This is a genomic window from Comamonas sp. (genome assembly GCF_036666375.1).
In the GTDB taxonomy this organism is placed as follows: Bacteria; Pseudomonadota; Gammaproteobacteria; order Burkholderiales; family Burkholderiaceae_C; genus Comamonas.
The window spans coordinates 26,226-30,560 of sequence record NZ_JAVWWA010000059.1 but is presented as its reverse complement, the minus strand read 5'-3'; the positions used below and the strand labels follow the sequence as shown (position 1 = coordinate 30,560).

4 protein-coding genes are annotated in these 4,335 nt (G+C 56.3%); all 4 read right to left on the bottom strand.

Translation table 11 applies throughout. The annotated features are described in order from the left end of the window. A partial coding sequence (locus tag RR928_RS14930) for an NAD(P)-dependent oxidoreductase (protein ID WP_332547921.1) occupies positions 1-808 on the bottom strand: 808 nt, incomplete at its 3' end. Beyond that, positions 808-2,220 (bottom strand): MmgE/PrpD family protein, encoded by a 1,413-nt coding sequence (locus RR928_RS14925; RefSeq protein ID WP_332547920.1) that lies wholly within the window; start codon positions 2,218-2,220, stop codon positions 808-810. The genes RR928_RS14930 and RR928_RS14925, both read right to left, overlap by 1 nt. Before the next feature lie 72 nt (positions 2,221-2,292). Further along, complete coding sequence (locus tag RR928_RS14920) at positions 2,293-3,267, bottom strand: Bug family tripartite tricarboxylate transporter substrate binding protein (protein WP_332547919.1); 975 nt, start codon at positions 3,265-3,267, stop codon at positions 2,293-2,295. Between the two features lie 114 nt (positions 3,268-3,381). Further along, entirely contained in the window at positions 3,382-4,080 is a 699-nt protein-coding gene (locus tag RR928_RS14915; protein WP_332535913.1) for a GntR family transcriptional regulator, read from the bottom strand. Positions 4,081-4,335: the final 255 nt, after the last annotated feature.

Sequence of the window (4,335 nt, the reverse complement as noted above, 5' to 3'; positions counted from 1 at the left end):
CATCCAGGCCAGCATAACCAATGCGCTTTTCTTCCAGTGCGCGAACAAGCGCGGGCATGTCGATCAATTCGGCGCGCGAGGTGTTGACCAAGATCGCACTCCTTGAAATCTTGGCTAGCGTCTGCTCATTGATCAACTGCTTGGTTGTTGGTGACGGCACCAGGTGCAAGCTCACCACGTGGGCCCGCTCCAGCAGCTCCTCCAGCCCCGAGGCCTCAACACCGTGCTCCTGGGCACGCTCTGGCGTCATGTTTGGGCTCCATGTCACCACCTTCATGCCAAAGGCCTTGCCGACAGCCGCAACGCGCTGACCAATTTGACCTAGGCCAATCAACCCTAGTGTTTTGCCGGACAACACCTGAGGAAGCAGGTCGAACGCATCTGGCCGACGCCAGTAGGTCTGCGCCGGTGTCAACTGCAGCTGGGTCAGGCGCCTGGCGCAAGACAGGATCAGCGACCATGTCATTTCGCACGTACTCGCCTTTGATGGCCCCCACTCTGTGAAGTCGATCGCTATGCCGCGCTCAACTGCTGCCTCACTGTCGAGCTTCTGATTGCGCGACCCGGTTGAGACGATGTGTCGAAGATTGGGTAGCTGCGTCAGCAGCTCACGGCCAAATGGAGTCCTGTCGCGAAACAGAACAACGCACTGGGCGCCGTAGAGGGCATCAACAAGCTCCGCGCCCTCAAGATGGCGGTTGTAGATCGTGACCTGCGCGCGAGACTTGATCTCCGGCCAATCAACGAGATTGGCCAGAGAGTTTTCCCAGTCATCGAGCACAACGATCCTAGGAGTGGTCGTGGTCATTACGCAGCAACGGCTTCTTTGGCGTGACCTGCAGTCACAGCTTGCAAGGTGGCCAGCTGGATGATCTCGCTCACATCCTTAGCCAGGCCCAGTGCCCAGCAGGAATCCATGAGCTTGCGGGTCTGGTCAGCGCCAAGGATCTCATTGCCCATGCTGCTGAACTTGCTCTCCAGGTTGGCATCGGTCATCGGGCGCTGCAGCGAACCAATAGCATGCTCCACTCGGATGTTGACCTTGCTGCCGTCCTTGAGAAATGCAGTCGCGTCAACGGCTGCTTCGTCAATGGTGTTGTCGATCACGGCATTGACCTTACGACGCGTTGCCACCATATCTGCCCGGTTGACGAGGTCGTCGGCATACTGGTCTTCACTGGCCTGGCCAAAGATCAAGCCCGCCGCGCAGCCGTGATAAACACTGAATTTTCCTTCCAAGCCGTCCTTCGGCTCTTTCTTGCCAGTCAGCTCCAGCACCAGCGAATGCACGCAAAGATCCAGACGCTCCAGGTTGTCTGCAGTCACGCCGCTATCGCGCAACTGAATGCAGGCATCGATGCTTGGGTGAATCACGATGCCGCAAGCAAATGGCTTGAAGGCATTGAAGGATATCTCGAAGCGTTGCCCCAGCTCACTGGTGATTTCGCTCCAGTCGAACTTGGTGGAGACCACCTGAGCAAAGCCTCGAGGTGCCTCCAGTGCGCGCAGGCTGGCCGTGAAGCCTTCCTTGGCCAGCACTGCAGCCATCTGGCCCGCTTTCGCTGCAGCGCCAGGGTGCAGAGGCTTTGTCATGGTGCCAAACTGCTCACGCAGGCCTACAGGCTGCGACGCAGCAATGCCCAGCGCCATTTGCGTCTTGTCGGCATCCAGCTTCAGCAGGCGTGCGCAAGCTGCAGCAGCGCCAATGGTGCCGGTCGAACCAGTGATGTGCCAGCCTCGGTCATAGTGGTTGGGATACATCATGTTGCCGACACGGCAAGAGACGTCAATGCCCAGTACCACCGCGTCGATGACTTCGCGGCCGGTAGAGCCCAGTTGCTCGGCCAGAGCCAGTACTGCGGAACACACCGGACCGGCAGGATGGATGATGGTCTTCAGGTGCGTGTCATCAAAGTCGAAGGCGTGCGAGCTGATGCCATTAATCAGAGCGGCATTGCCCATGTCTACACGGGCATTCGTGCCAAGCACCAGTGCTTGCTTGGCCGGCTCAAACATCTTGGCGGCACGCAGAGCCGCTTGTGTCGATTCATGGTGGGCCGCGCCTACGGAACAACCGACCCAGTTCATGAAAGTGCGATGCGCTTCATGATCAACCTCATCACTCCAGCCGCGTGAAGGATGATTGGCAACAAACTCCGCCAGGATTCGCGTGATTGGGGGAGCGTTCTTATCAGCTTCAATTGTTGTGTTAAGAGCCATTGTTATCTTTCGTTGACTTAAAAAATCAGGGGGTGAAAACGCAGCACCCCGTCACAGGCGCCGTACCATGGTTTAAGCATCGAGCTTGATGTTTTGCTCCTTTGCGACCTTCTGCCAGCGCTGGAGGTCCTTGCGCAAATAAGAGTCGAACTCTTGTGGCGACATAGGCATAGGAATGATTGCCTCAATGGACAACGTCTTCTCCAGTCCGGGCGCGACCAGAACCTTGTTTAAGGACATGTTCAATGTGGAAACGATGTCTGCCGGCATGCCGGATGGCCCAGATACCCCGTACCACTGCAAGACATCGTCGAAGCCCTTCACGCCCAGCTCCTCGAAAGTCGGCACGTCGGGGAAACGCATGCTGCGCGTTGTGCCCGTAATCGCCAGGATACGGACCTTCCCGCTGCTGGCATGTGGCACAGCTGCGGCCAAGCCGGGGAAGATGAATTGCGTAGAGCCACCGAGTACATCGTTGAATGCCGGCGCGATGCCTTTGTAGGCAACGTGGTCTGTCTGGAAGCCCGACTTCTGCTTGAGTAGCTCCATCAGCAAGTGAGTCAGAGAGCCGGCGCCGGCAGAGCCATAGTTGGTGTGCGTGTTGGTCTTGACGTATTTCAGGAAGTCGTCGAAGTTCTGGATTGGGAGCTTGGAATCCACAACCAGAGCGTTTGGCGTGCCACCGATCATTCCCACCGAGGTGAAGTGCTTCACCGGATCATATGGAAGCTGCCTGGTTGCTGGTGCTGTTCCAAGGGTGGCAACGTAACCCTGCATCAGCGTGTAGCCGTCTGGCTTGGAGCGCATCGTCTTCTGACAGGCAATCACGCCGCCGCCGCCGGCCATGTTTTCGACGACGAAGCTGCTTCCCAACACCTTGCCCCACTCCGTTGTCGTAGCTCGAGCCACGTAATCGCTACCGCCACCGGCAGCGACCGGAACAATGAACGAGATCGGACGCGAAGGAAATTTATCTTGGGAAAAGCCCAAGGAGGGAGTGAACAGCGCCGCAGCGCTAGCACTCATCAGAAAAGAACGACGATCCATAACAGTCTCCTATTTTTTATATAAGGTACCCACCATCCCCGCACCTCCTGCGAGCTACGGATAGATCTTTTCTGAGTGCTTTCACTCCCCAAGCCAGAGCCTCAACGAATCAACTTACTTCTCCCGGAGTCGTCCCAAAGCTCGACTTACATGTTCCGATTGCAGGGCTGCGCACTGCTGCAGATCCTTTGGAGAATCCGAGTCAAGCAGTGCCCTGGCGATTAACTTGTGCTCCTCGTTCGACTTCCTTCTGTGCTCAACGCTCTTCAAGTTCTTGAAGCGAGCCAGGTGAAGTTTTTGAATGATTTCTCGATATGACTTTTCGATCTCCGCATTTCCCAATGCGGCAATGAAGCACCAGTGAAATTCAAGGTTTGTGCTGTAGTACGCCTTCTTGTCGTCCAGCTCGATAAGCTGATCCATCTGATCGCACAGTGCGGAGAGCTTCTTGGCCAAGGCCTTGCGTTCGTGCTTGGGCCTCATGCAGATCTGCTGGCCGGCAAACCCGTCTAAAAGCGAGCGGAATGCGTAGAGGTCATCAACCTCTTTGTCGGTCAATTCACGGACGTTGACTCCGCAGTTCTTGCGGGACACAACCAGGCCCATGGTTTCCAGCTGCCGGAAGGCTTCTCGCACCGGAATGCGTGAGACTTGAAACTCTTCAACGATCTCTGGCTCTTTGAGCTGCTGCCCAGGAACAAGCTCGCCTGACATGATCATGGTCAGCAGGCGGTCGCGGATAAGCGTGCCAAGAGACATGTTCTTGATCGCTGTGAAATCGGTGCTTGATGTGGTTTGAGTGAAGGTGTTCATATTTTCTATTTCGACTAATCGTATACGAAACTACAAAATTACTACCCCATGGGAACCCTCATCAAGAGAGTTATCGGCTGCTCCCTTTTTTCAGTCGCGCCTGGCCTTAGGGTCCGACGCTAATTTAACGTCCTGCTTCGAGCCACACGAATCGAGCTTGCTGCGCGACCTGCGCCGTCCTGAGCGTCCCAACGCCCTCTTCGATTCGCGTCGATGAACGCTATGGGCGGGCAGCGAATGATTAATTCGGAGCAG

Bases quoted from the DNA above. Each gene is read 5' to 3' on its own strand.
- RR928_RS14925 (WP_332547920.1), bottom strand. From the start codon at position 2,220: ATGGCTCTTAACACAACAATTGAAGCTGATAAGAACGCTCCCCCAATC.
- RR928_RS14920 (WP_332547919.1), bottom strand. From the start codon at position 3,267: ATGGATCGTCGTTCTTTTCTGATGAGTGCTAGCGCTGCGGCGCTGTTC.
- RR928_RS14915 (WP_332535913.1), bottom strand. From the start codon at position 4,080: ATGAACACCTTCACTCAAACCACATCAAGCACCGATTTCACAGCGATC.